General features: G+C 44.2%; 25 protein-coding genes and 1 tRNA gene. 9 read left to right on the top strand and 17 right to left on the bottom strand.

Going from position 1 to position 26681, the window contains the following annotated elements; genetic code table 11:
- Positions 1-198 precede the first annotated feature (198 nt).
- The 5 genes from ACVBIU_RS11075 to rpsU all read right to left on the bottom strand — a co-directional run bounded on the left by ACVBIU_RS11075 (position 199) and on the right by rpsU (position 5099).
- Positions 199-275 (bottom strand) — tRNA-Ile (locus tag ACVBIU_RS11075).
- Positions 276-619: 344 nt separating this feature from the next.
- A complete protein-coding gene (gene rpoD / locus ACVBIU_RS11070; RefSeq protein ID WP_447160351.1) occupies positions 620-2455 on the bottom strand; it encodes an RNA polymerase sigma factor RpoD in 1836 nt (611 codons plus the stop codon).
- 126 nt (positions 2456-2581) lie between these two features.
- Positions 2582-4312 carry a DNA primase gene (gene dnaG, locus ACVBIU_RS11065; RefSeq protein WP_447160352.1) on the bottom strand — a complete coding sequence of 577 codons (1731 nt, stop codon included), beginning with the start codon at positions 4310-4312 and terminating at the stop codon, positions 2582-2584.
- Between the two features lie 120 nt (positions 4313-4432).
- A complete protein-coding gene (locus ACVBIU_RS11060) occupies positions 4433-4876 on the bottom strand; it encodes a GatB/YqeY domain-containing protein (protein WP_299801993.1) in 444 nt (147 codons plus the stop codon).
- A 7-nt stretch (positions 4877-4883) separates the two neighbouring features.
- Positions 4884-5099 carry a 30S ribosomal protein S21 gene (gene rpsU / locus ACVBIU_RS11055; RefSeq protein WP_142872304.1) on the bottom strand — a complete coding sequence of 72 codons (216 nt, stop codon included), beginning with the start codon at positions 5097-5099 and terminating at the stop codon, positions 4884-4886.
- Positions 5100-5327: 228 nt separating this feature from the next.
- On the opposite strand from rpsU, the gene tsaD reads away from it, so the two are divergent.
- Entirely contained in the window at positions 5328-6344 is a 1017-nt protein-coding gene (tsaD, locus tag ACVBIU_RS11050; protein WP_447160353.1) for a tRNA (adenosine(37)-N6)-threonylcarbamoyltransferase complex transferase subunit TsaD, read from the top strand.
- 64 nt (positions 6345-6408) lie between these two features.
- Here tsaD and ACVBIU_RS11045 read toward each other — a convergent pair whose 3' ends face one another.
- A complete protein-coding gene (locus ACVBIU_RS11045) occupies positions 6409-7032 on the bottom strand; it encodes a 2OG-Fe(II) oxygenase (protein WP_447162705.1) in 624 nt (207 codons plus the stop codon).
- Positions 7033-7341: 309 nt separating this feature from the next.
- A complete protein-coding gene (plsY, locus tag ACVBIU_RS11040) occupies positions 7342-7944 on the bottom strand; it encodes a glycerol-3-phosphate 1-O-acyltransferase PlsY (protein ID WP_447162704.1) in 603 nt (200 codons plus the stop codon).
- A 312-nt stretch (positions 7945-8256) separates the two neighbouring features.
- On the opposite strand from plsY, the gene folB reads away from it, so the two are divergent.
- Genes folB through ACVBIU_RS11015 form a run of 5 tightly spaced genes read left to right on the top strand, consistent with a single transcriptional unit; the run spans position 8257 to position 11766 of the window.
- The gene (gene folB / locus ACVBIU_RS11035) at positions 8257-8610 is read left to right on the top strand and encodes a dihydroneopterin aldolase (protein WP_447162703.1); all 354 of its coding nucleotides are present in this window, start codon (positions 8257-8259) and stop codon (positions 8608-8610) included.
- Positions 8611-9102 (top strand): 2-amino-4-hydroxy-6-hydroxymethyldihydropteridine diphosphokinase, encoded by a 492-nt coding sequence (gene folK, locus ACVBIU_RS11030; RefSeq protein ID WP_447162702.1) that lies wholly within the window; start codon positions 8611-8613, stop codon positions 9100-9102.
- Positions 9103-9125: 23 nt separating this feature from the next.
- A complete protein-coding gene (locus ACVBIU_RS11025; RefSeq protein ID WP_447162701.1) occupies positions 9126-9926 on the top strand; it encodes an undecaprenyl-diphosphate phosphatase in 801 nt (266 codons plus the stop codon).
- Between the two features lie 53 nt (positions 9927-9979).
- Complete coding sequence (locus tag ACVBIU_RS11020; protein WP_447162700.1) at positions 9980-10813, top strand: putative RNA methyltransferase; 834 nt, start codon at positions 9980-9982, stop codon at positions 10811-10813.
- Between the two features lie 53 nt (positions 10814-10866).
- Positions 10867-11766, top strand: a complete 900-nt coding sequence (locus ACVBIU_RS11015) for a L,D-transpeptidase family protein (protein WP_447163747.1) — start codon at positions 10867-10869, stop codon at positions 11764-11766.
- Positions 11767-12033: 267 nt separating this feature from the next.
- Here the strand turns inward: ACVBIU_RS11015 and ACVBIU_RS11010 are convergent, their stop codons facing one another.
- Both ACVBIU_RS11010 and ACVBIU_RS11005 read right to left on the bottom strand, forming a co-directional pair.
- A complete protein-coding gene (locus ACVBIU_RS11010) occupies positions 12034-12300 on the bottom strand; it encodes an Lpp/OprI family alanine-zipper lipoprotein (RefSeq protein ID WP_447160360.1) in 267 nt (88 codons plus the stop codon).
- Positions 12301-12533: 233 nt separating this feature from the next.
- Positions 12534-13757: a multifunctional CCA addition/repair protein gene (locus ACVBIU_RS11005; RefSeq protein ID WP_447163746.1), complete on the bottom strand. Its 1224-nt coding sequence runs from the start codon at positions 13755-13757 to the stop codon at positions 12534-12536.
- Positions 13758-14140: 383 nt separating this feature from the next.
- Here ACVBIU_RS11005 and ACVBIU_RS11000 point away from each other — a divergent pair, with 383 nt between their 5' ends.
- A complete protein-coding gene (locus ACVBIU_RS11000; protein WP_447163745.1) occupies positions 14141-15766 on the top strand; it encodes an AAA family ATPase in 1626 nt (541 codons plus the stop codon).
- A complete protein-coding gene (locus tag ACVBIU_RS10995; protein ID WP_447163744.1) occupies positions 15766-16833 on the top strand; it encodes a general secretion pathway protein GspB in 1068 nt (355 codons plus the stop codon). Before ACVBIU_RS11000 ends, ACVBIU_RS10995 begins: the two co-directional genes overlap by 1 nt.
- A 103-nt stretch (positions 16834-16936) precedes the next feature.
- Here the strand turns inward: ACVBIU_RS10995 and nhaD are convergent, their stop codons facing one another.
- The 3 genes from nhaD to ACVBIU_RS10980 all read right to left on the bottom strand — a co-directional run bounded on the left by nhaD (position 16937) and on the right by ACVBIU_RS10980 (position 20963).
- Positions 16937-18184, bottom strand: coding sequence for a sodium:proton antiporter NhaD (nhaD, locus tag ACVBIU_RS10990; protein WP_447160364.1), 1248 nt, complete (start codon positions 18182-18184; stop codon positions 16937-16939).
- A 441-nt stretch (positions 18185-18625) separates the two neighbouring features.
- Complete coding sequence (hemL, locus tag ACVBIU_RS10985; RefSeq protein ID WP_447163743.1) at positions 18626-19915, bottom strand: glutamate-1-semialdehyde 2,1-aminomutase; 1290 nt, start codon at positions 19913-19915, stop codon at positions 18626-18628.
- Positions 19916-19943: 28 nt separating this feature from the next.
- The gene (locus ACVBIU_RS10980; RefSeq protein WP_447160366.1) at positions 19944-20963 is read right to left on the bottom strand and encodes an aspartate carbamoyltransferase; all 1020 of its coding nucleotides are present in this window, start codon (positions 20961-20963) and stop codon (positions 19944-19946) included.
- A 284-nt stretch (positions 20964-21247) separates the two neighbouring features.
- Between ACVBIU_RS10980 and lgt the strand changes: the two genes are divergently transcribed.
- Positions 21248-22033, top strand: coding sequence for a prolipoprotein diacylglyceryl transferase (gene lgt / locus ACVBIU_RS10975; protein WP_447160367.1), 786 nt, complete (start codon positions 21248-21250; stop codon positions 22031-22033).
- A gap of 91 nt (positions 22034-22124) precedes the next feature.
- Here the strand turns inward: lgt and ACVBIU_RS10970 are convergent, their stop codons facing one another.
- From ACVBIU_RS10970 to ACVBIU_RS10950, 5 genes are all read right to left on the bottom strand, one after another.
- Entirely contained in the window at positions 22125-23264 is a 1140-nt protein-coding gene (locus ACVBIU_RS10970; RefSeq protein ID WP_447160368.1) for a glucosaminidase domain-containing protein, read from the bottom strand.
- 431 nt (positions 23265-23695) lie between these two features.
- Positions 23696-24109: a c-type cytochrome gene (locus ACVBIU_RS10965; RefSeq protein ID WP_447160369.1), complete on the bottom strand. Its 414-nt coding sequence runs from the start codon at positions 24107-24109 to the stop codon at positions 23696-23698.
- Between the two features lies 1 nt (position 24110).
- On the bottom strand, positions 24111-24506 hold the full coding sequence (locus ACVBIU_RS10960) for a cytochrome C (RefSeq protein WP_447160370.1): 396 nt from the start codon (positions 24504-24506) through the stop codon (positions 24111-24113).
- On the bottom strand, positions 24506-25732 hold the full coding sequence (locus ACVBIU_RS10955; protein ID WP_447163742.1) for a molybdopterin-dependent oxidoreductase: 1227 nt from the start codon (positions 25730-25732) through the stop codon (positions 24506-24508). Before ACVBIU_RS10955 ends, ACVBIU_RS10960 begins: the two co-directional genes overlap by 1 nt.
- Positions 25732-26052 carry a c-type cytochrome gene (locus tag ACVBIU_RS10950; RefSeq protein WP_447163741.1) on the bottom strand — a complete coding sequence of 107 codons (321 nt, stop codon included), beginning with the start codon at positions 26050-26052 and terminating at the stop codon, positions 25732-25734. Before ACVBIU_RS10950 ends, ACVBIU_RS10955 begins: the two co-directional genes overlap by 1 nt.
- Positions 26053-26681 lie beyond the last annotated feature (629 nt).

The following is a 26681-nucleotide window of genomic DNA, read 5'->3' as shown; positions in this document are numbered from 1 at the left end:
GATTATAGTTTCTGTTGTTAGTCGTAATTTTCTGCAGATACAAAAAAGCCTACACAAGGTAGGCTTCTTCGTTTTAAATTGGTGGATTCTTGCAGACTTGAACTGCATGAATTGATGACGATTATAGTTTCTGTTGTTAGTCGTAATTTTCTGCAGATACAAAAAAGCCTACACAAGGTAGGCTTCTTCGTTTTAATTTGGTGGCCCCTCCCAGACTCGAACTGGGGACCTGACGATTATGAGTCGTATGCTCTAACCAACTGAGCTAAGGGGCCGACTTAAGATAGTCGTCACTATCGAAAGCGCTGAGAAGTATACGAGGTTTACTGGCGCTTGTCACCAGAGATTTTACTCGAAATACACTTATAGATGCACGACTGCTTATCTGTTAATCAATATGGCTTGGTTTTAATGACTACTTTTATGATTAATCGAATTTTTGAGCAAAATTCAAGGTCATAGCGACTAGGTTACAGATAGTTTTGTTACGCGTAGTATTGAGGTGCTTAATCTGAGGGGGAGCTTTGATTGATTACTCACAGCGGTAGTCATACCCATTTTTAAGCAAAAAAAGCTGCCTATTTGGCAGCTTTTCTATTTGAGTTAAAGTGTTTGACGATTACTCGTCTAGGAACGACTTTAAGATCTCAGAGCGAGAAGGGTGACGCAACTTACGTAGCGCTTTAGCTTCAATCTGACGAATACGTTCACGTGTTACGTCAAACTGCTTGCCCACTTCTTCTAGCGTGTGATCAGTATTCATGTCGATACCAAAACGCATACGCAGTACTTTAGCTTCACGAGCCGTTAGACCTGCTAAGACTTCGTGAGTCGCGTTCTTCAAGCTTTCGCCTGTCGCTGAGTCAAGAGGTAGTTCAAGCGTCGTATCTTCAATGAAGTCACCTAAGTGCGAATCTTCATCGTCACCAATAGGCGTTTCCATTGAGATCGGCTCTTTAGCTATCTTAAGTACCTTACGGATCTTATCTTCAGGCATTAACATGCGCTCTGCCAACTCTTCAGGAGAAGGTTCACGACCCATCTCTTGCAACATTTGGCGAGAGATACGGTTAAGCTTGTTGATTGTCTCAATCATATGTACTGGGATACGGATCGTTCTTGCTTGGTCAGCAATAGAGCGAGTGATCGCCTGACGGATCCACCAAGTCGCATAAGTTGAGAACTTATAACCACGACGGTATTCGAACTTATCTACCGCTTTCATCAAGCCGATATTACCTTCCTGGATTAGATCCAAGAACTGTAGACCACGGTTGGTGTACTTTTTCGCGATAGAAATTACTAGACGTAAGTTTGCTTCAACCATCTCTTTCTTCGCACGACGAGCTTTCGCTTCACCGATAGACATACGACGGTTGATATCTTTAATTGCACCGATCGCTAGACCCGTTTCAACTTCGATAGCATCAAGCTTTGCACGACAACGCTGTACATCAAATTCAACCATTTGTAGACCTTCTACATATGATTTACCTGATGCGAGTTCGTCATTGAACCATTCAATGCTGCTTTCGTTGCTAGTATAAACTTTGACGAAGTTTTTCTTCGGCATTTTAGCTTGTTCAACACATAGCTTCATGATCAAACGTTCTTGAACACGGACTTTATCCATCATAGAGCGCATGTTTTTAACTAAGCGGTCAAACTGCTTAGGCATTAAACGGAACTCTTTGAAGATCTCGCCAATTTCAAAAAGGGCGACAGTCGACTCAGGGTGACCACGGCCTTTTTCTGCAATGATTCTTAATGCGTTTTCATGAGCGACGCGAAGCGTAGTGAATTTCTCTTTAGCTTCTTCAGGATCAGGACCCTTTGGACCTTCCTCTTCTTCGTCATCATCATCATCGTCATCGTCGTCTTCATCATCTAATTCATCATCAGATAAATCAGAACCAACGTGAGTTGCAGTTGGAGCAACATCTTCAGCATTTGGATCGATGAAGCCTGAGATAATGTCAGATAGTCTGACTTCTTCAGCTTCATAACGGTCGAATTGCTCAAGGATCATAGCAATCGCTTGCGGATATTCCGCTACAGATGCTTGAACCGTGTTGATACCTTCTTCGATACGTTTAGCGATAACAATCTCGCCTTCACGAGTAAGAAGTTCAACGGTACCCATTTCACGCATATACATACGTACTGGGTCGGTTGTACGACCTAATTCAGATTCTACTGTTGCAAGCGCAGCAGCAGCTTCTTCAGCAGCATCCTCATCGGTGCTGTCTTCAGACATCATGATATCATCAGCATCCGGAGCCTGTTCATAGACTCGAATACCCATGTCATTGATCATCTGGATAATATCTTCAATCTGGTCAGAATCGACCATGTCTGCAGGTAAGTGATCGTTCACTTCTGCATAGGTTAAGTAACCTTGCTCTTTACCTTTGGCGAGCAACAATTTAAGTTGCGACTGCGGAGTATGATCCATAGATATCATCCAAGTTGGGAAACAGTTAAAACGACGGGCAAAAAACAGCCGCGCAAGTCGTCAATTATAGCCTTCGGTGCTTCTCTGTGCTAGTCCAAGTGTTTACTTTTGAGGCTAAATCTCTATCTAAGCCTTACTTTTAATCACTGAAATTAGCTTACTAAGCTGTAACCGCTCTTCTTTCGTGAGGTTCTTCTTCATACTCAGTTCCTGATAACGTTGTTCAAGATACTGGTTATTTAACCACACGAGGGTTTCTTTTAACTTTTGAAGCAAGTTTTCATCCGCCACTTGATGATCCCATTGGGTCAGTTTTTTTAGGGTGCTGAATTGGTTATCGCCCCTGAACTGTTCAAGTAGTTGTGCGCTGCTTATTGCTTGCCCGCGAGTTAAATCTAATACAAGGGTCAGCAAGTCTATGCCGGCCATCTGTATATGTTTTAGCGCTGGTTGTTCGGGTAGTTTTTCACCCAAATGCGGATGTTGTACTAGCAACGCGATGGCTAATCGCAGAGGCGTACCTCGTCCTTTCAACGCTTTGTGCTGACTTGGCTTTTCGGCCATCTTAGTTGAAAAGTTAAATTTTCGCTTAAGCTCATCGGCACCGTTCATTCTTAGCTTGTGTGCTAAATCTTCGAGTAACAGGCTCTGTAATACAGTGTCCTGTACTTTTTCTATGAGTTTAATGGCATTTTTTGCCAATACACTCTTATCTTCATTGCCATAAGTTTTTGTGAGGTTCTCAAACAAAAACTCAGGAAGTGCCATAGCTTGGTCAATTTGCGCTTCAAACGCTTCTTTGCCAATTTGCCTAACCAAGGTATCGGGATCTTCACCTTCAGGAAGAAACATAAATCGAACCTGATTACCTGGTTTCAGCAGCGGCAGTGAAGTTTCTAGTGCGCGCCATGCAGCTTCTTTTCCGGCTTTATCACCGTCATAACAACAGATGACTTCTTTTGCACTACGTAGTAGCAACTGAAATTGATCAGCTGTGGTCGATGTACCTAAAGAAGCTACCGCATAGTCAACATCAAACTGTGCCAGTGCCACTACGTCCATATAGCCTTCAACAATCAAGACTCTTTGTGGTTCGCGGTGACGCTGTTTTAATTCATATAGGCCATAAAGCTCATTACCCTTATGAAATATGGGCGTTTCTGGAGAATTCAAGTACTTCGGTGTACCGTCTCCTAAAACTCTGCCTCCAAAGCCGATGACTCGTCCGCGTCTGTCTCGGATTGGAAACATTAGGCGGTCGCGGAATCTATCGTAGCGTTTGCCACTGTCGTTCTCGATCACCATTCCTGCGGTAAGCAGCTTGTCTTGCGAGTCTTGGTTTTGACGGTAACGGCTGAGTAAGCCATCCCACCCATCGGGTGCAAAGCCGATATTGAAGTGTTCAACCACTTCTTTTGAAAGGCCTCGATGTTCAAGATAATCAAGGACTTTATGTTTGTCTGTGTGTTGCCTTAGTTGGCTTTGAAAGAATAGGCTAGCTTCTTCCATTAACTGATATAAATCGCGACTCAATTCTTGATCGCGTGGCTTCCCTGTACCTTGCTCCCGTGGAACTTCAAGTCCCAATTGTCCGGCGAGTTCTTCAATGGCATCAACAAAGTCGAGTCGGTCATATTCCATGACAAAATCGATGACGTTGCCGTGCGCGCCGCAGCCAAAGCAATGATAAAACTGCTTGTCTCTGCTGACTGTAAAAGAGGGAGATTTTTCGCTATGAAAAGGACAACAGGCAGAGTGGTTTTTACCCGCCTTTTTTAGGGGCACTTTAGGGTCGATGAGATCGACAATATCAGTGCGAGCTACTAGCTCATTAATAAAATCACGAGGTATCGCCATTAGTATTGTTAAATGCCGCCTTGTTACGTGAAATCAAAAGTTTCGTGAAATCAAATTTGGGAATTTCGAAAACAAACAAGCCGTGCAGAAGCACGGCTCATTCATGCAATAAAACTAAAGTTATTTGAGTTTTGCACGGATCATAGCGCCAATTGCCGCCATGTCAGCTCTACCCATTACCTTTGGTTTTAATGCTCCCATTACTTTACCCATATCCGCCATGGTGGATGCTCCCATCTCAACGATGCTTGCATCAACTAACGCAATGACTTCCTCTTCTGAAAGAGGTTGAGGCAAAAACTTTTCTAAAACTAGAATTTCTTCTGCTTCTATCTGCGCTAGTTCGTCACGGCCTGCTGCTTCATATTGAGCAATAGAATCGCGACGCTGCTTTACCATTTTGGTTAAGACCGCTATAGCTTGGTCGTTAGTCAGAGTTTCGCGGGTATCCACTTCAACTTGCTTAACGGCGGCTAGTGCCATACGAATCGTCCCCAAACGCAGCTTTTCTTTCGCGCGCATGGCTTCTTTCATTTGGTCTTTTAGCTGATCAACTAGGCTCATAATGAGATTAGTATAAACGTACGCGACGTGCGTTTTCGCGAGAAAGCTTCTTAGCTAGACGCTTAACTGCAGCGGCTTTAGCACGCTTGCGGCAAGTAGTTGGCTTCTCGTAGAATTCACGAGCGCGAACGTCAGCTAAGATACCAGCTTTTTCACAAGAGCGCTTGAAACGACGAAGAGCTACGTCGAATGGTTCGTTTTCACGTACTTTAATAATTGGCATACGCCATCACCCCTTAGGTGTAGGTTGTATTGAGACAATTACTTGACTCAGATTATTTAAAAATGGTGCGGAATTCTATACCGACTCGCACCCTCTTGTAAACCCCTTAAAGCGATCTGAATAGGGCATATTCGTCGATATTATCCGCAGACCGTGACAGGACTATGGAGTAATTAAAGCACAACAGGTAGAATTAGCGGTAATTATGTCAACCGAAGACGAGAAATAATGCGGGTTTTAGGTATTGAAACATCCTGTGATGAAACAGGAATTGCGGTTTATGACGATGAAAAGGGCTTGCTGTCGCATGCGCTTTACAGTCAGGTTAAATTGCATGCCGACTATGGTGGGGTTGTGCCTGAGTTGGCCTCTCGCGACCATGTTCGCAAAATTGTACCTTTAATACGCCAGGCGTTAGCCGATGCTGACATGACTATCGAGGATATCGATGGTATTGCTTATACCAAAGGGCCTGGACTTATTGGCGCATTATTAGTCGGTGCTTGTGTGGGGCGTGCATTGGCATTTTCCTGGGATAAACCTGCAATTGGTGTACATCATATGGAAGGGCACTTGTTAGCGCCCATGCTGGAAGATGACGTACCAGAGTTTCCGTTTCTTGCTTTGTTGGTTTCGGGCGGTCATTCCATGCTGGTTGGCGTTGAAGGAATAGGCCGCTATGAAGTGCTGGGTGAGTCTGTTGATGATGCAGCTGGTGAAGCATTTGATAAAACCGCTAAATTAATGGGGCTTGATTACCCTGGTGGTCCAAGGTTGTCAAAACTTGCCGCTAAAGGCGTACCCAATAGTTATCGCTTCCCTCGTCCAATGACAGACAAGCCTGGGCTTAACATGAGTTTTTCTGGCCTTAAGACGTTTGCTGCAAATACGATTGCTGCAGAGCCGAAAGATGATCAAACTCGCGCCAATATCGCCTGCGCCTTTGAAGAAGCTGTTGTTGATACCTTAGCGATTAAATGTAAGCGCGCCTTAAAGCAGACGGGTTATAAGAACCTTGTGATTGCGGGCGGCGTGAGTGCGAATACTCGTCTACGCTCATCTTTGAGCGATATGATGCAAGGCTTAGGTGGTAAAGTGTATTACCCTCGCGGTGAGTTCTGTACCGATAACGGCGCGATGATTGCCTATGCCGGTCTGCAGCGTTTAAGAGCGGGTCAAGTTGAAGACCTAGCGGTAAAAGGGCAGCCAAGATGGCCACTCGATACTTTAGAGCCTGTTGATTAAGGTTTTAAAACAAATAAAAAAACGGCGCTCATTGAGCGCCGTTTTTATGACTACAGTATATCTATTAAAATCCGTGGTTAGCGTTACTCACACGGAACCAGCCCGCAATACTGTAACGGTTAACTCCGGTGCGCAGTACTTCGTGGGGGAAGCGTTCGCTTAAAAATACCACCCATTTACCAAATTCAGGCGTAATGGTTGCTAGTTTATTATCGCTTTTATCATATACGATCAATTCACCAGCATGCTCGGGTTGCCAGTCATGGTTGAGGAACAGGACTGAGGTTAAAATGCGATTTCTTGTTCCTTGTAATACATCTGAATGTTTTTGATAAAATGCACCAGGCTCATAAATGGCGTAGTGGCTCTCAAAATCAAATAGTCCTAAAAACAGTCGTTTGTTCATGCCCTCGCGAAGCTGTGTCATGAGTTCAAGGTAGAGTTTGTCTGAAGGGCGCTGTTCTGACAGCCAACGAATTTTATCGCTGCGTATCGTTTCTACGCGTTGCTGTTCGCCACCACGTCCAATCGCCGCAGGTCGAAAGTCGTCCCAAGTGGCACTTTTAGAGCTTTGTAATAACTGCTCACATACAGATAACGGTAGCGCGTCGGACAGAACGATATAGCCGGTTTCAACCAATGCATCGGCAATGGTATCCATCACAGCTTCACTTAATTGTGGAACCATAACAAAAGGTACTCAAAAGGAGAGAACACGATAGCTTTACTGGCAGGCTCAAAGAGGCTGAGCGCTGTATTCGAGGTAGTGTCAGAACGGGTTGCGGCTCGGTCAAGCTAGCAACTCAATCAAAATCGGCGCGGTTATAGTCCGCGATGGATAAAAAGCAATCGCAGCAAGTATAGGTAGCCTTAGTTAAAAAGCAATTTCTAAAATACTCTTTCGTGTAAATAGGTCGTGCAGAAGAAAGCTGAAAGGGGCAGGTACAGAGATTAATCCTAGCGAGCTAATCAATTGTTAAAGGCATTTGTTTTAATATCACGATGGCTTTTTTCGAGAAATCTTAGACTCTTCACCCTTAAGCAGGCGTTTAATATTGTCTTTATGACGAATTACTATCAGCGTCGAGAGCATGGCTACTGGGATAGTAAATCTGTCATCGAGCCACCAGGTGTATACCGGAGCCAGTAACGCGGTACAAATTGCCGCGAAAGAGGAGTAACGTGTGAGTAGAAGGATGACAATCCATGAGCCCATTAACCATAGTGCTAGGTCATGACCGATAGGAGCCATAGCACCGAATGCTGTTGCGACGCCTTTGCCGCCTTTGAAGTCAAAAAAGACTGGGAAAATATGCCCAAGACAGGCGGCAATAGCAATCACGCCCAATGCGATAGGGTCGACACCAAGTCTAAAGGCTAAGTATGCGGGAGCGGCGCCTTTTAACATATCGCAAAATAGCACTAACGCGGCAGAACTGGCTCCACCGATCCGTAGCACATTGGTCGCGCCAGGGTTCCCTGAGCCTTGGGTGCGGGGATCGGGAAGACCACGTAGCTTACACACCAAAACAGCACTCGACACTGAGCCTGCCAAATAGGCGCCCAAGATCATGACGATTGTGAGTACAGTTACGGTCAAATTGGTTTCCTTATCCTTCTTAGGGTATCATCGCGCCACATAAAAAATGTGCTTGTGTGTTTTGTTGGTTACAGATGAATTAAACACATAACGAGTACATAAAATATTGTTTGAAATGCTTTGGTCGCAGCCTTGCTCTCATAAGCGACAATTATTTAATAATTCTTTATATAGCGAGAGTTATCCTACTTTGGTTTGGTCTCGTTAGAAAGAGCGTTAGCGTAATATTTCAGCTTTGGGGCGGATTATATCTCTTTTGTTCGTTTTAGCTTATCTGACCTCAGAGTCATTGATTAACGTTTTGGAGACATCATGGATAAAGTACTGATTAGAGAACTGAGAATTGAAACCGTAATCGGGATCTATGAGTGGGAAAAACAGATCCATCAGAGCTTGCTTATCGACTTAGACATGGCTTGGGATAATCGACTTGCAGCAGCAAGTGATGATTATCAGCATGCCCTTTGCTATGAAACGGTGTCGAACCGATTGACAGCGTTGATCACCGAAAAGCCGATAGAGTTAATTGAAACCGTAGCTGAGTTGATTGCAGCTTGTGTGATGAGTGAATTTAATGTGCCTTGGGTCAAAGTTAAAGTGATGAAGCCGGGAGCGGTGCCCACAGCATCTGCAGTGGGTGTCGAGATTGAAAGAGGTTATGCATAGATGGCGAAGATTTTTATCAGCCTTGGTAGCAATATCGAACCTGAGCGTCACCTTAAGGCTGCGTTAACCGATCTTAATGACTATTTTGATGCGCTCGAACTGTCGTCAGTATTTGAAAGTGAAGCTGTGGGTTTTGAAGGGACTAACTTTCTTAATATGGTGGTTGCCGCCCAAACTGAGTTACCGATAGCTGAGGTAGTTAGCACTTTTAAACAGATTGAACAGAACCATGGTCGAGTGAAAGGGGCTAAGAAATTTGCCCCAAGAACTTTAGATTTAGATCTATTGCTGTATGACGATACCGTTACAACTCAGCCAATAGAACTTCCAAGAGCGGAGATCCTTTATAATGCCTTTGTTTTATGGCCATTAGCGGAAATTGCTCCCTCTTTAATCCACCCCGTTGTCCAACAGTCGTACCAAGCCCTTTGGGATAACTACGACAAGAGTCAGCAGTCATTATGGCCAGTAGAGTTTAGCTGGTCGAAGTAAACCTTTTTTGATTTAGGATAGTTATGGATACCTTTCAGGTGATTATATTGGCTCTTATTCAGGGTCTCACCGAGTTTTTGCCGATCTCAAGTTCTGCTCACCTTATTTTACCTGCTCAGCTGTTGGGCTGGGAAGATCAAGGCTTGTCGTTTGATGTGGCAGTCAATACGGGATCGCTATTAGCCGTGGTGATGTATTTCCGCCGCGAGCTGTTATCAATGTTTACTGCTTGGACTGGCAGTATTGTTACAGGTAAGCAAACCCAAGAAAGTAAGTTATCTTGGTGGATTATTTTAGCGACTATTCCTGCTGTAATTGTTGGTTTTAGCGCAAAAGGTTTTATCGAAACCCATTTTCGCAATATGGAAGTGATTGCAGCCACCACCATTATTTTTGGTCTATTACTGTGGTGGGCAGATAAAATGCAGCGTGAAGGGTTTAATGAGTTTCAAGTCGGCTGGAAAAAAGCCCTTGTGATTGGTATTGCACAGGCGATGGCGCTTATCCCGGGTACCTCACGTTCTGGTGCTACGATTACCGCAGCCTTGATGCTAGGATTAAGTCGCGAAGCCGCGGCACGTTTTTCATTTTTGATGTCGGTACCTGTGAGCTTAGGCGCTGCGATTTTGGTCACTAAAGATCTGCTCGATAGCGGTCAAGTTATCGATTACCAAGCACTGGGTTTGGGTATCGTGGTGTCATTTATAGCGGCATATATCTGTATCCATTACTTTTTGAAGATCATAAGTAAGATGGGTATGACACCATTTGTGATTTATCGCCTCGCTTTAGGTGCGGTGTTATGTGGCTTTATCTTCCTGTAAATAGATAAAGTCACCCTATAATTTAAGCATTCAAGCTAATTGATGAGCGTGTTATGAATAGTATTTATCTTTGTCCTGTATGTCAGTCACCCTTTATGGTGCATGAAGAGTCGAAAGGCTTGCACTGTGAAAACAAGCATCACTTTGACATCAATGAGCAAGGCTACTGGGTGTTTAGCCAACCCAAAAAACCTAAAGCAGACTCACGCGCAGTGATGCGTGCTAAGCGCTATGTACTTGAGTCGGGGATCTATATTCCGCTAGCACAAGCGATTGCCAAGGTTATTGCTGAGTTACCTCAAGTTATCTCCGCAGAGGCCTTGTCTCAGCTGGACTTTGATTGTGGTGATGGTTACTTCTTGCGTACGGTAAAGGGCATTTTGTCTGAGTTAAAGCCCGAGCTGTCATTAACCCAAACGGGTATCGGTGAAGCTGAGAATGCCATATTTGCTGCTGCTAAAGCGGAGGCGAGTCCTACCTATATCGTTTCAACGTTGAAGCACTTACCTTTTGCCAATGAAAGCTTTGATTTGGTCACGTTGATCGATAAGCAGTTAAAAGGCAAAGAGTTGACTCGTGTACTGAAGCAAGATGGCGTGATACTGCAAGTGGCTGCGGGTCCTAGGCATTTATGGCAAATTCGTGAGTTTATCTACCCAGACTTATCTGAAAAGCCAGTTAGTGATAATTTACCTAAAGAGCTTGAGTTGCAGCATAGTGAGCGCTTATCTCTTACGGCAAGTGTATCGGGCGAACAGGCAATAGCACTACTTGAAATGACACCGTATGCATGGCGTGCGAATGATAAGGTGCGTCATCAAATTCAACATGCTCAGTTTGATACATTAGAAATCGACTTTGTTATTAACGTGATGACTAGAAAATAATCTGTGCTCAGGTTAACCTTTGCTTATTCAACTAATCGGAAACTGAAAAACTGATGATGCGTAATTTGCTGTTGTTCATCTTGGCATTTTTGCCACTGACTTCATTTGCCAATGTTTATTCAATTCCTCAAGATGGCAGTCGCCTAGTTGGGGAGTTGCAAGAGCACGTCGTACAGAAGGGGGACTTCTTCCAGACGATTTCAAAACAATACAATATCGGTATTTTGGAATTGATGGAGTCTAATCCTGGCGTTGACCCATTTTTGCCAACACCTGGTAGCCGTTTATTGATCCCAACGCAAATGTTACTGCCTGATGTGCCTCATAAAGGTGTGGTGATTAATTTAGCTGAGCTGCGTTTATATTACTTCCCTAAAGGCGGTAAAGAAGTGCATGTGTTCCCTGTGGGAATTGGCCGTATTGGCCGAGAAACACCTGAAATGGTCACTAAGATCAAGTCACGTATTCCTAATCCAAGTTGGACACCGCCTGCTAGTATTCGTAAAGAGCACTTAGAGGAACTTGGCGAAGAGTTACCTCGTGTGGTTCCCGCTGGGCCGGATAACCCATTAGGTAAGTTTGCCATTCAGCTTTCTTATGGCGACGGCAGCTACCTTATTCACGGAACAAACAAAGACTTTGGCATCGGCATGCGTGTTAGTGCAGGCTGTATTCGTCTCAATCCTGATGACATTGAATGGTTGTTCGATAAGGTAAAATACGGTGACCAGGTTACGATTATCAACGAAACCGTTAAAACATCGACAGAACCTGATGGACGTCAATTAATCGAGGTGCATTCGCCACTTTCAACGGCTAACGGTGGCAGTGATAAGGTCCGTGAAATGAGTCGTGGTGTGGTTGAGTTTATTGGTAAAGAAGACGTAGATTACAGCAAAGCCAATGATGCGTTACTGACTCAAGCTGGGATCCCGGTGAACATTCAAAGCTAATCGTAAAGTTGATTATTGATTGGTATTATTTTAAAGGCGTCCATATTGGGCGCTTTTTTATTGTCTGCACTTTCATGACTGCATTGATATCACACACTAGCGCTAACGTTTTGTTTTAGGCGGCGGTAAATGGATAGTAATTAGCTGTTGGGAGGTTTGCTGGGAAAATGATACTGCAGATAAATTTAAGGCTTGGTCAAGTGCAATACCTGAAACCAAGCCTTGGGAGTTAGCCTGAATAAAAATTAGGCCAAATTCCTAAACATATTACTTCTTGTAAGAAGAAGCGATGTTGTCGATACGCGCGTTAGCACGTTCTGCTTCAGCAAGACCAGCAACGCCTACAGCAGCTGCATCGTTGATGTCTGCAGACATTTTAGCGTGATCTGACTTTAGAGAGCTAACTTCAGCTGAAAGCTGGTCAACTTTGTTACCTAGGTTTGCAACGCTTTCTTCAAGAGCAGTAGTGTTTGCACAGCCACCTAGAAGGGCAGTCATTGCTACACCAGCAATCAAAAGTACTTTTTTATTCATCGGGAATTCCCTTTATTTAGGTTGGATTAAATAAGTACAGCTGCACATGACAACTGAACTGGTTAATTATGTCACAGACAAAAAATTTTGCTATGCATTTTAACGCTAAGGCCTGAATAACTTAGCGAAAATTACCGCAACTGCAAGCTAAGTGTAAATTATACATATTTAACACAACTCTAATACTAGACCAAAAGTATGAACTTTTGATGAGTTTTTTATTTATATCAAAATTAGTGTAAGTCCTTGATGGCCTGAACAGCCATAATTCTAGCGATATTTAATTGCTCTCGGATCGCCGCGCCTTTATAGCCTTGCTCTATGATTGACTTAACCTCAACAGCTGAAGCCGCTAAAAAACACTGCTTAAGGTAATCCGCCTGAGGGTAAGGGGTTAATTCTAATCCCGCTCGACCTTTACTATCGGCTTCGCAAGCGATAAGTAGTTGCAGTAGACGTTGTGGCTTACGCCAAAAATCTGCTTTATCAAATAGTTTGACGATGGTGTCGGCTCTAAGCTCGGTTATGTTATGAATATTTTGATGCTGGTCGCTAACCAAGAGTGCAAGATCGCGATATTCATTAGGCACTCGAATGCGTAAACAGAGGGCTTTAATGAGTGGTAAGCCCTTTTGGCCATGTCCATAATGTTTAGGTAGATGCTCTTTCGGGCTAAGGGCTTTACCTAAATCGTGTACCAGTGCAGCAAACCTTACAGCGTTATCTTTTGTCAGCTTAGCAGCTTGCTCAAGTACCATTAAAGTGTGAATGCCGGTATCGATCTCTGGGTGCCATTTTTGAGGTTGTTCAATGCCAAATAGGGCTTCAATCTCAGGAAATAGCACTGCAAGTGCGCCGCTAGCTCTTAATACTTTGAAAAATACCTGTGGGCTATCGGTGGCTAATGCCTTATCTAATTCGACGAAGACACGTTCAGCCGTTAAGGCTTCAAGCTCACCGCTTTGGCTTATTTTAGTCATCAAATTAATGGTTTCAGGCGCAATAGTGAACCCAAGAGAGTGGAAGCGAGCGGCAAAGCGTGCAACGCGAAGTACTCGCAACGGATCTTCGATAAATGCATCTGATACGTGTCTTAAAATGCGCTTTTCTATATCCGCTACGCCATTATATGGGTCATATAACTTCCCATCGTCATCCTGGGCGATAGCATTAATGGTTAAATCTCGGCGGAGCAGGTCTTGCTCTAGGGTCACGTTCGGTGCAGCGTCAACACTGAAACCACCATAACCGGCGGCCGTTTTACGCTCAGTGCGTGCAAGCGCATGTTCTTGCCCCGTTTTAGGGTGTAAAAATACCGGGAAGTCTTTACCTACTTGATTGTAACCAAGTGCAAGCATCTGCTGCGGTGTTGCGCCAACCACCATATAGTCATGGTCTTTCACATCTAGGTTGAGTAATGTGTCGCGGACGGCGCCGCCAACTAGGTAAATTTTCACAAGGTTTCTCGCTAAGTAACTTAGGTGGGAGTGTAGCACGGAACGATTGTGCCTTTAGGGCTTATGATAGCGAATATGGGACGATTACTGGCAAGATATGCGTCTCAATTTGATATTGAGCTTACTTTAGCTGAATAAGTTAAAGCAAATTTTGACAAGCATAGCCCTTGGCTTTAACGTGAGTCTTAATTCTACGTTTATGCTTATGGTTTGTGCTCATGCTAGCGCTTAAGTCGAAGTGAAACGCTCGCGTTTGTTGGTGAATGCAGGTTAAAAGTATTAATTGGCAATTCATCTCTAAACGCACTCTAACTCGTGTGCATAAACAATCCAACCCATCACTTGTGGTTGGCTTTACAGGTTTTAAAAGGATAAAAGCTCGCATGTATAAGGCTTTCTTTGGCTTAAATGATAATCCGTTTTCTATCGCGCCGAACCCTCACTATCTGTTTTTGAGTGATCGCCATAGAGAGGCTTTAGCCCATCTTACCTATGGGCTAGGTGAAACCGGTGGCTTTGTATTGCTAACGGGTGAAGTAGGTACCGGCAAGACCACCGTTTCACGTTGTTTGTTACAGCAGCTTCCAGATAATACCGATACGGCATTTATTTTAAACCCGTCATTGACCGAGTCTGAATTACTGGCAACCTTGTGTGATGAGCTCGGCATTGTTTATGGCGACAACCCAAGCCTAAAGCAGCTTACAGACTTAATCAGTAAGTTCTTGCTTGATAATCACAGCAAAGACCGCAATACGGTATTGATCATCGATGAAGCGCAGCACCTTCGAGCCGAAGTACTTGAGCAGTTAAGGCTGTTGACGAATCTAGAGACTGATACCAAAAAACTACTGCAAGTGATTTTGATCGGGCAGCCAGAACTACAGCAATTACTTAAAAGACAAGAGCTGCGTCAGTTAGCACAGCGAATTACTGCTCGTTATCATTTATTGCCGCTAACGCTTGAGGAGGTTGCCTTGTATGTGCAGCATCGACTTCAAGTGGCTGGGCGTCATGAGCCGCTGTTCCACAAAAGCGCAATCAAGGCGTTACACAAGTACAGCGGCGGTATTCCAAGATTAATCAACTTGTTGTGTGAGAGGGCACTTATGGCCAGCTACGCGCAATCTAAAGTGCCGATTGATAATAAGATGGTGCGCTTAGCATCGGCTGAAGTCTTAGGTGAAGAGCCTGAGAAAAAAAGTGTATTACTGCCTGTTGCAGTCGCTGCATCGCTTGTTGCAACCTTTGGTGTTGCGTTTTATCTGTTTAGTCCATCAGGCTCAAGTGGCTTGCCAAGCGCTTTTTCAAGTGTTGAAGCCACACAAACTGCGGCAGTGGCTGATGTCAGCATGACTAAACAGGAGGACAGTCGCCGCCAGTTAAGCAGTAGCCAGCGTGTACTCAATACTGCTATCTCTGAAAGTCGTGATATTGATACCGCTTATGCCAGCATTTTAGGTTTGTGGGGCAAGGTGCCTTATATTGGTTTATCTGCATGTCAGGCTGCAAAACAGCAGGGGCTTGATTGTTTCCAGCAGCAAGGTAATTGGCACTCTTTAGTCCGCCTTAATTATCCTGCTGTGGTGTATTTAGCTGATGATAATCAGCAAGCTTTCTATGGCACAGTGGTTTCAAGGCAGGGTGATCAAATCTTGCTACAACTTGATGAGCAACAATTATGGGTAAGTCGAGACTGGTTTAACCGTCACTTTACCGGTACCTTCGAGATCTTGTGGCAAGCGCCAAAGAATCAGCCAAAAGAGATTGGACAGTTAGCTAATCAAGCCCAAATCCAGTGGCTAGAAAACAGTTTAGCGCGTGTTACCGACACCTCGCCTCGATTAGTAAACAGCTTTGATCCAGAGTTAGAGCAAAAGTTAAAGGCGTTTCAACGCCAACATGGTTTGATTGCTGATGGTATCGCAGGTGCGCAAACGCTTGTACAGATCAACTTATATTTAAGTGATGCTGGCCCGCGTTTAGGCCAAGACAAAAGGTTGTATTAATGTCGATTTTACTCGATGCAGTGACGCGAGATAAGCAGCAGTCTCAAGCGATAACACATGATGTTGTATTGACTCCAAGAGCGCAGTACAGAGAAAGACAGACGAGCAATAGTGCAAGGTTTGCTGTTATTTTTACCTGTTCACTATTGCTAATGATTCTAGCGGCCTGGCTGTTAAGCCGCGTGCTATATCCAGAAGCTGGAGCGGTTGTGCAAACCTTAGGCGTGAACGGTAAACCAGTTTCAGCCAAAGCGTCATCATCACAACTACAGCCACAACGACAATTACAATCAGAACTAGAACCAGAATCAAGTCGCGGCGAGCTTATATCTGAAGTCCGCTTAGCGGGAAAGGTGGCGTTGCCAGTGGCTCAGGCTTTTGAGACCCAAGCCGCAACTGTACGCAATGTAGGGCAGTCACCCAGTGCGAACCAAACTCAATTTGTGACCTCAAAGCTGCAATCTAATGACTTAATGGCTGCATTGCTTAGTGCACAAGAGAGTGTAGAGCACAGTGGCTCGCAGCAAGCGAGAATAAACCAGAACTCTTCAAGGCAGGGGACGCAGACATCATCACAGCAATTGAGTGCTGATGAGCCGATTATTTTAGGGGCGCATAGCAATAAGCGTGGCGATGAGCTGCTTGAGTCTTTGAAGTATCAAGTTGAATACGCAGCAAATGATGTTGGTCTAGAGCGTGAAAAGCCAGCTGATAACAATAATAACTTGTTAGCGGCGTTTGAAGCGGCGCTTAAAGATGTTGAACGTGAAAATGCGGTTGCAAGTCCGGTGACGGAGGAAAAGCTGGATCCGATTCCAACGACACCCAAGTCAGATGCTATCCCCAAATATGGACAATTACCTGCGGGATTACAGTTACAAGTACCTGAATTTAATATTAATGCCCATGTCTACTCGAGCGTGCCTGATAACCGTTGGCTAAACGTTGATGGCGCTGAGCTGCAAGAAGGCGATAGCATTCAAGGTAAGCTGACAATCGTTGAGATAAGGCCAAGGGATGTAGTGCTTGCTATTGAAGGTACGGAGTTTAAGGTCCCAGCCATTTAAAGCTTATACCGATACAGGCAATTACAGCATTCAATTACAGCAACAAAAGGCCTAACATTGTTAGGCCTTTTGGTTTTCGGGCTAAAATACAACAGGTTAACTGTTAACCATATAGATGATACGCCAAAAATAGGGTTAAACCGTAGCCCACGCTGTAACAAAGGGTCAACGCTGGGACATATTTAAGATAGCTGACAAAGGTAAGCTCCTTAACCTTGCTCATCGCTATAATTCCCGCTGCAGAGCCTATCACCAGTAGCGATCCACCAACACCTACAGCGTAAGTGAGCCCTAACCACTCTGGTGTGTTGAGTATTGGTTCGGCTTTAAGTAGTGCAGCCGTTAACGGGACATTATCTAACAGTGCAGAGCCTATACCTGCGACAAAGTTAGAGATATTAGGGTCAAATTGAGAATACACTTGGGTGAGCAGATCCAAGGTTCCTATCTCTTTAAGCATGCCAACTAATAGTAAAATGCCCAAGAAAAACAGTAGTGTGTCGTATTCAACTTGGCGAATGTACTCAAGAATTTGTAGTTCCTCTTTATCGCTTCTCGTTGTATGACCAACTAAGAACATTACTGAAAGACCAGTTAAGAAGGTCAGAACTGGCGGGATCCCAAATAGGATGTTGAGCGCCATGGTCATGATGATAGTGGCAAAGAAAATCACCGCAATAACCACATCGACGGAACGAACCTGCTTGGTGATAGGGCTGGTACAGACTTCACCCTCAGCTTTTAATGAAAACAATACGGCTAACAACATCACGCTCACGGCTGCTGGCACAAATAGCATCAGTAGCTCAGACATACGCACATGGCCGCCTAAGAAGATCATCAAGGTGGTGACATCACCCGTTATCAAGGCGACACCGCCGGAATTGACCGCAAAAATGATAAGTACTGCCATGCGGCGGCGCATCTGCTTTTCAAGTTTAAAAGTTGTTAGCAAGCCCAGCGATACTAAGGTGGCGGTAACGTTGTCACAAATTGCAGATAGCACAAGCGAGAATAAGGCTACTTGGATCATCAGTAATCGCACTGAAACTCGCTGTGGAAATAGCTTCTGTACCAATATTTGAATCATGCCCTTGGCGTTGAGATAAGCAACAAAGGTCATTGTCGACATTAAAAATAACCAGAGAGTAGCAATCTCGAGTAGATTTTCATTGAGCTGATGTTCAATGATTTTCTCATGAGTAGGATCACCAGCGGCCATAAATAAGGCAATCCAGGAGATGCAGCCAAAGAAAAGTGTGGTTTTTGCTTTATTGAGGTGGGTTATCTCTTCAAACACAATACTTAACAGAGCAAGTACTGCTAGCGAAATTAAAAATGCGTACAACATAGGGCGACTCACATTGGTGATGTTATGGCGTACCTAAACTGACACGGAATACACCAAATTAAGTTTATTTTAAGGTTAGGCGGCGAGATCAAACCACAGCAATAGACGTATGACAACTGTTAAGTCGCTCTTATTTTGTTTTAAAGTGTGATATTGGTGGTGGTGCAAAGGCTTGCTGTAGTGATTGATTCTGCATTTTTGATGTTATCTAGGTTTTTACCTTAACTAAGTCAAGCTTTTACTTATTTTGCAGAAGGGTTAGCTAAATCACGCTATAGCTGTAAATTATGATAGCGAAATAATTGGAATCGCTTCTCGCTGTATGGCATGTCGTAAATAGTAGATATAAAAAAGGAACACTTAGCCAAGTGTTCCTTTGTATTGAGCTCGCTGTGAAAGTGTCGTTTTACACGTTTAGTCTACAGCGCTTAAGCTTATTGATTACGCTTTTGCTAGTTTAGCAAATACGCGGTCAGCTGCTGCCAGTGTTGCTTCAAGCTCTTCTTCACCATGAGCAAGTGATAAGAAACCTGCTTCATAAGCGCTAGGTGCTAGGTAAACACCTTCATCTAGCATTAGGTGGTAGAACTCAGCAAACCGCGCTGTGTCACACTTAGTCACTTGGGCAAAGTTAGTCACAGTTTCCTCATCAGTGAAGAAGAAACCAAACATGCCGCCAACGTAGTTGATTGCCATTGGAATGCCGTGCTTGTTAGCCGCCGCTTTAAAGCCTTCAGCAATGTACTGAGTCTTAGCTGCTAGTTGCTCGTAAACGCCTTCTTCACAAAGTGCTTCCATTTGTGCAAGACCTGCAGACATCGCAATTGGGTTACCAGATAGGGTACCTGCTTGGTAAACTGGGCCTGTTGGCGCAATAAACTGCATCACATCTTTACGACCACCAAAAGCACCGACTGGCATACCGCCACCGATCACTTTACCTAGCGTAGTAAGATCTGGTGTTACGCCGTAGTGACCTTGTGCCCCGCTCTTAGATACGCGGAAACCTGTCATGACTTCATCGATAATCATCAGTGCGCCGTACTGATCACAGATTGTACGTAGACCTTGTAAGAAACCGTCGATTGGCGGAATGCAGTTCATGTTGCCTGCTACAGGCTCGATGATGATACAAGAGATCTCTTCTGGGTATTGCTCGAAGATAGCCTTAACTGATTCTAGATCGTTGTAAGTTGCAGTTAGGGTGTGCTTAGCAAAATCTTCAGGAATACCTGGAGAGCTAGGCTGACCCAGAGTTAGTGCACCAGAACCGGCTTTAACTAGCAAGCAGTCAGCGTGGCCGTGGTAGCAGCCTTCAAACTTAAGTATTTTGTCACGGTTAGTGAAGCCACGTGCTAAACGGATAGCACTCATGGTTGCTTCAGTACCAGAACTCACCATACGAACTTGTTCAATTGATGGAACCATTTCGATGACTTTTTCAGCCATAGTGATTTCAAGTTCAGTCGGTGCACCAAAAGATAGACCGTTTTCAACCGCAGCTAATACAGCTTGACGAATTTTTGGGTGGTTGTGACCTAAGATCATCGGTCCCCAAGAACCGACGTAATCGATATATTTTTTGCCATCGGCATCAAAGATATAAGCGCCATCAGCTTTCTCGATAAAGCGCGGAGAGCCACCTACACCAGAGAATGCACGTACTGGAGAGTTAACGCCACCTGGGATGGTCTTTTTAGCCTGCTCAAATAGTTCGTCAGAACGAGTCATTTTTAATCCTTAAAAGTCTATAGCCGATTTATACATCAGCTTTTCGTGAATACCAATTAACTGGACGTTCGTATTGCTCAAGTTGAGTATCAACACCTAACGTCAGTGCAAACAGTGCCATGCGGATCAGCAGACCATTATCGGCTTGTCTAAAGATAGCCAGATTTGGATGGTCGTTAAGATCGTTATCCAATTCATTTGCTTGCTCACGAGAGTCTCGTGGCAATGGATGCATGATCACCGTGTTTGATTTGCAATGTTGTGTATAAATACTTTGGTTTAAACGGAACTTGCCACGGTATTTATTCGCCTCTTCTTGAGAAGGGAAGCGTTCTTCTTGAATACGCGTAAGATAGAGTATATCAGCGCGATCTAAATTGCCTTCAAGTTGGTCTGTTATTGTGATCTTATGGCCAGCATTTGCAATGTCATTGATCACAGAGTCAGGCATTGCTAGCTCTTTTGGTGATACGAGTGTGAAGCTGACATCTTTATACATACATAACAGGCGAGAAAGTGAGTGAACCGTGCGGCCAAATTTCAAATCGCCGACCATAGCGATATTCATGCCACTAATATCACGGCCGCCAGCAGCTAACTCTTTTTGAATGGTAAATAGATCCAGTAGTGCTTGAGTTGGATGCTCGTTTGAGCCGTCACCACCATTAATGACGGGGACGCGACTACCTTTAGCAAATTCGCTAACAGAGAAAGAGTCTGGGTGACGCATAGCAATCACATCGGAGTAGCTTGAGAGTACTCGAGCTGTATCGTATAGCGACTCGCCCTTTGATAGTGAGGAGGAGCCCATACCGACAGTTTCATTCACTCTGCCACCAAGTAGGCTAAAGGCACTAGCAAAGCTGACGCGAGTACGGGTGCTCGGTTCGAAAAATAGGTTGCCTAAAACAGCACCATCTAAAACCGTGGTACGTTTTTGTCTTAAAGCGTAGGGAGTCATACGAGTAGCAACGGAGAAAACGTTTTCAACGGCTTCCAAATCTAATTGGTTTACCGACAGAATGTGCGAACCTTGAAACTGAGTCATCAGCCTATATTTCCAATTTCTGAGGGGCGTAAATAGCAATGCTATTTGCCCAAATTTATGTAGGGTGGCTGAGGCGGCACTATAGCAGAATCTAATTGACAGATAAATATAGCAAACGCAGAACGACTGATTAATTTAGTTCGTTTATAGCAATTAGTTGATGGGCAGAAACATTCTGTTGCGGCAAATTTTGCTTAAGCCTTGCCAAAAGGCTTGCTGACGCGTAAAACTGCGCATGAGTTATCATATTTTCGATTTAAAACAACTGATTTGGAAGGCTTAGTTTGGACCACTTTATTTGGAATATAGACCCCGTAGCAATAAGCTTTATGGGGTTAAAAGTACATTGGTACGGCATTTTATTTGCACTTGCGATAGCGTCTGGCTTTCAGGTGATGAAGCGTATCTACATTAAAGAGAACTTACCCGTAGAGTCGTTAGACAACTTGCTGATGTATTGTGTTGTTGGCATTATCGTTGGCGCGCGCTTAGCTCACTGTTTGTTCTACGATCCAGCCTATTATTTTAGTCACCCCTTAAAAATATTGGCGATTTGGGAAGGAGGCCTTGCCAGTCATGGTGGCGGTTTAGGGGCAATTTTAGCCCTGTATTATTATCAGCGTCAGGTTAAGTTACCTTTCTTATTCTTACTCGATCGCCTTGCCATCGCGACAGCGATTTTTGGCTTCTTTGTCCGTATGGCAAACTTTGTAAACTCTGAAATTTTGGGATTACCAAGCACTGTGCCTTGGGCAATCGTGTTTGAACGTGTCGATATGTTGCCGCGCCATCCTGCGCAGCTTTATGAAGCGATAGCTTATCTGTCTATTTTTGCTCTGTTGTGGGCAGTTTATAAACTGACCGATATGAAGCAGAAGCATGGCGCCATCTTTGGCTTATTCTTAGTATTAGTGTTTAGCTCACGCTTCCTGATTGAGATGGTTAAGGTCAAGCAAGCGGTCTATGCTGATACGTGGACATTTAGTGCTGGTCAGCTTTTGAGTATTCCATTCCTGCTCGTCGGTATTATGCTGCTGTTAATGCCTTATTTACGTAAAAGCCAAGCCTGAATTTAAATCGCTTTGCTCTTAGGTGAATGAAAAAGCCGTAAACGAACTGTTTACGGCTTTTTGTTTATGGGCTGTCTTGCCTGGAATGTATTTACTCTGGTCGAGAGATAAGGTGGAGTGGAGCGGCATCGCTTAAATAAGCTTCATCGACTTGATCTAACTTGTTATAGCGGATCATCTGACGGATTCCATCAATATAAGCTTGGCCTCGCTCTGAGTATTTATCTAAGGTTCCAGCAAGCTCTAAGCCTGTGATCGGTTTATTGTCAGCGCGTAAACCAGCGCGTAATTCTCTGAGCTTTTTATAGGCATTGTTAGTGTTGAGGTTGAGCATATAACCTTCTACCGAAGCCAGTGGGGTGTCGAAACGCGCCAAGCCGTAATTCCCTAACTCTTTACGCTGCTGCTTGGGCACCATCCCCTTGCCACTGAAGTCCCATTGTCCAAAAAAGGCATTACCTTCAACTGTAAACCGTGATGTGGCCCAACCGCTTTCCTCTGCAGCCTGTGCTAACACTAATGAGGGCGGCATAATATCGACCTCTTCTAGAAGTGTTTGCCTTTGCTGTTCGGTGAGCGGGGTGTCTTCGTCTTTGACTATCTTGTATTTGAATGCAATTTTTTGTAACACTGCATCATTTAAAGGAGCGGATTCAATCAGGCGGCGCTCTAATAAAATGTTTTCATTTGCGACGAGAATAAGCGGCGCAAGCAAGCGGAAAAACACCATTTTCTTCTGTTGTACTGGGATTTTATTTGTGGTTTCTTCCCAACCTTTTCTTACTGACTCAAAGGTGAGTCTAGGTACCTCCCTATTGCCTTCTCTCCAGCTTTGAGTGTTGTAATTAAGTGAATCAAATAAGTCGCTTAACTCATCTAGCGAGTTGATTACAACGTCTTTAGGCATTTTCTTCGGTCGGTTGTCTGATACTTTGGTAAAGCTGGTTTGGGTTTCGCTAGAGCCTGTTGCAGTCGCAAGATCGGCAGCAACGGTTTTCTTGTTTTGTATTTCAGAAGTTGATGTTTCAGGAGTTTGTATCGCGCTCGGTGACACGACTTTTTCTGATTGTGAAACTGTGGCTAATGGCTTATCGGCTAAGGGGGGATCCATTTGTTGTTTAGTCACCGTTTCGATACCGCTTTCAGGATTAAATTGGGAGTTGGCTGCATAAAGAATCAATAAAGCGGCTAACACGGCAAGGGCGATAAGTGTTTGAGGCTTCTTAAGCATACGCACTCCTTTATGTTGAAAATTTTGGATTAGTCACCAATGTTAATTTAGTCGATCTAAATGCTATCGTCCTCCATTGTTAACTAGATGTAAACTTCCAAGTAACGATCACTGAAAATATCAACTGATGGTTTAAGCAGGGGGTTACTGCGTAACTATCTGATTGATAGATTAAACGTACCAGCTTTTAGCTGGGTTTCAGCTAATAGTTAGTTGTTAAGTATCAGCAATGTGATGTAGGTGAGGGTAAATAAGCTTTTATGCTTTTTCTGCTAATTGGGAGACGAAGTAGAGCAGCCGCTAGAGTGCAAGCAGCCGCTGGATAGTACTAATCATATCCAACTGTTTTTAACTGAGTGCGTATTAATAAAAAGCCCAGATAATCGTATTATCTGGGCTTTTTAGTGGCTCATTGCAACAACCGCTTAAGGCTACTGACTTAAATCCGAGGCGGTTTGCGTCGAGTAGTAGTAAGCAATATCTTTCATTTCAGTTTCTGAAAGCATGCCTGCTTGCCCTTGCATTAAGGGATCCGTGCGATCGCCACGCTTAAAGTCAACTAACTGCTTGAATAGGTAAGCCGCTTTTTGACCTTTAAGATCGGGATAGGTCTTCATCATGCCAAGCATGGCATCACCATGACAAGCGATACAGCGTTGGCTAGCCAGCGCTTCACCCTTGCTCGCATCCGCTTTATAGTTCAGTGCGCTTGACTCAAGCTTGAGTCCTTGCAATGCAAGGGTATCTTTAAAGGATGTATCTGTCTCGGCCTGAACAGTGGCTACCGTTGTCGTTGCCCATATCAAGCTGGTTGCTAAGACTTGTTTAATTAAACGATTACGCATCTTAACCTTCCTTGCTTGATGTTGGCAGTGGTGGCATTTGATCGGCCTCCAATGGCTTACGTCTAAAGATCTTCATATCGATACCTGTCTCATCATAATAAGTTGAGAGGTAGTCGAGTACCGGATCCCATGTATCAGAAAGATCCCACAAGCCTTGGGTATCAATCATCCACTGAATGGTATCGCGCCAAACTTCGCGGTTACCTTTGTTCTGCGGAATAATCAAGGTGGTATGGCAGGCGTTACATTGTTGGTCCACCATTTCCCAGCCGGGTGCCATGATAAGGCCTGATACAGGATCTACTGGGTAGCTTTTAACTGGCACAGCATCGGCAGCCTGAACCCCTATTAAGCTACTTAAGGCAAGCAAGCCTGCCGTAAACAGAGTCTTTGTCATTATACGACCCTTATTGCCACTCGGTGACAACCGTTAAATAGGTAACCTTTCGGGTTCCACTGTGGCTGAACCATAGGCTGAGTATCGCCTTTAGTGTCCGTTGCGCGAGCCCAAATCTCATAGTAACCAGTCTGTGGAAGCTTAAGGTCAATATTCCACTGTTGCCATGCTGTAGGGTTTACAGGCTTAGTTAACGCGGCTGTTTGCCATGTTGTGCCGTAGTCGTAACTGACTTCAACTTTAGCGACATCTCGCATACCAGCCCAAGCATGACCGCTTACTGAAAGCGTTTTGCCTAGTGACATTTCACCACCAGTTTGCGGCGAAGTAATCAATGACTTAACAATCATCTCTTCAATGATCTTAAAGTCTTTGTTATCAACTTTTTCACCAGGTGCAACAGGGTGCTTAGGGACTTGATAAGCAGGTGCGCCCATTTTCTTACCATCGTGAACGCGATCTCTCACGCCCATACCCGTAGCACATTTTTGTGAAACAGAACCAGGACGACCACCGAATACGATACGCAGTGGGTAACCGTGCATATATGGAATATCTTCGCCGTTCATGCCCCATGCAATCATGCCATTTTCATTCATGGCTGCATCGATTGGTACACCGCGAGAGATGGCTGCGCCTTTACCGCTGATATGCTTATCTGCGCCATAGTGAGCGGTATAAACTGCGTCACTTTTCACGCCACAGTCAGCAAGTACGTCTTTAATTAATACACCAGTCCACTCTGCACAGAATACCGCAGTGTTACTCCACTGGTTACCCTTAGCGTTTGGATAGAAGTTCTCACGGCTGTTACCGCCACACTCTAGAACAAGTTGTTGAGTATGGGTCTTGAACTTCTTTTTAAGCTCAGCAATTGTGTAGGTCTTAGGTGTTTCGATTGACTCACCATCAACAGTGAATTCCCACGTGTCAGGATCTATCTTGTCGAACTCTGGCATCTGGCCGTTCCAACGAATAAATGCTACGTCGGCTGGCGTTTTAACTGGCGCAAGTAAATGCTCTGGTGGGAATGCGTTGAGTGGGCTTGAGTTAAGTACTTTAAAGTGGCTTGGTAAGTCATCAACATTCTTCCACTTAACCGCAGATACGTCTAACGGCTCAATACCGGCAGGGCGGTTTGATGCAAAAGCCCAGTTTAGCGGGAGCATGGCTGTTACTGAGGTCGCCGCAGCGCCCTTTAAAAAATTACGTCTATCGATAGCCATTAATCTTGTTCCTTACCTGTATTGAAATAAACTGCCATTGCCTGCATCTGTTCTTCGGTTAACAGTTTAGCGACTTTACTCATCGTCTTGTCTTGGCGTTTGTCAGCTTTAAAGTTTTTTAGTTGTCCAACCATGTATGCCGCGTTCTGTCCCTTTAGATTTGGGATCGAGTCGAATTCATTACTACCGTCGACTCCGTGGCAAGCAATACACATGTTGAGCAGCTGCTGATAGTTCTCTGCAACGGCTTGACTGCTAAAGCCAAGTACTGATGCTGAGAGCACAACTAGCGCTGCTAATTTATTATTTATTACACTCATAGCGTGCCCTTATCGGGAGATGTTGTTTACTCTTGGTTAAGCGGCCCCAGTAAACTCGCCTTACCTTATTTGCAGATAACTCCTTGGTGCTAGCACCAGGTTACGACCTTGCAACGTTTTTATATCAATGCTTTCGAGTACTTCATTGTCGCTATTGGTAAAAGAAAGCGTTTGAGTTCGTGAAAATACAGAGAAATGTGAGCTTTAGCCTGTAAAAAGATCTAAAAAGTTGTGAAAATGCCGAATAAATACACGTAATGTCGGTTTTTACTTCTATTGTTGGCTGAAAGTGTAAGAGGCGGGAATTGTTCGCTGATTGTTGCTGCTTTATTGTTCTCAGGTGTTGTAGATGCTGGGGATTGGTTTTTAATCTGTAATCGGTAGAATATTTGAGCGTTTTGTCGAAAGGCTGCGTAGCATCGCTTGGAACTGTTGGGGTGTTTTTTACTCTTTTACTGATAATTAATTAGCCGTAAATATGCTGCAATTAATTGTCGAACATAGGTGAAAGTGAGATTAAATCCTATATGTTAAAGATGCTGTCTTTGGGTTGTAACTTGTTTCAAAACCCTTGATGGCATGAAGAGCTGAGAGGATGCATGCAGAACTATTTAACCCCTAACGGGAAT

The sequence above is a fragment of the Shewanella sp. 30m-14 genome (assembly GCF_052977125.1).
Note: the sequence above shows the minus strand (reverse complement) of the source record. Positions and strands in the feature narration are given on the sequence as shown.